Below are 524 nucleotides of genomic sequence, written 5' to 3'. Positions count from 1 at the left end.
CATTGTCAAATATCTTTACATTTCTTAATAATGCAACTAAGCGCACCCTTTTAGGGTGTGCTTTTTTGTCCGTTTTTTATGCGTATCGGGTTTTGTCGAAATCTTCACCGTTTTCGAGCAGTGTAAATACGATTACAGCCAATTTGCGCATGAGTGCTACCAGTATCACTTTTAGAGGTTTGTTTTTTGACTTCATACGGTTGATAAGGGTGGGGAATGCGTTGATTCTATAGGCAACCAATGCCGGCATAAAAAGTGCTTTTCTTGTGTCGGCCTTGCCTATTTTGGATATTCGGCTTTTGCCTTTTACGCTTGTCCCTGATTCGTGTGGTTTGGGATCTAAGCCGATAAAGGCTACAAATTGCTTTGATGTTTTAAATTCGTGTTTTTTATAGATGGAGAGCAAAACAGAAGCGGCGGTTTCTCCTATGCCTGTTATTGTCATCAGGCGTTTTCGGTTTTGGCCGTATTCGGGGTGTTGTTTGTAGAATTGTTTGATCTGTTGCTTTACGGCTTTAATTTGG

At 40.6% G+C, this 524-nt stretch carries 1 protein-coding gene; it reads right to left on the bottom strand.

The genetic code is table 11. The annotated features are described in order from the left end of the window. Positions 1-76: 76 nt before the first annotated feature. Positions 77-524, bottom strand: a 448-nt coding sequence (locus tag HMPREF2711_RS05475; protein WP_141745656.1) for a transposase, incomplete at its 5' end; no start/stop codon positions are given.

The organism is Neisseria sp. HMSC070A01 (genome assembly GCF_001810165.1).
Classification (GTDB): Bacteria; Pseudomonadota; Gammaproteobacteria; order Burkholderiales; family Neisseriaceae; genus Neisseria.
Note: the sequence above shows the minus strand (reverse complement) of the source record. Positions and strands in the feature narration are given on the sequence as shown.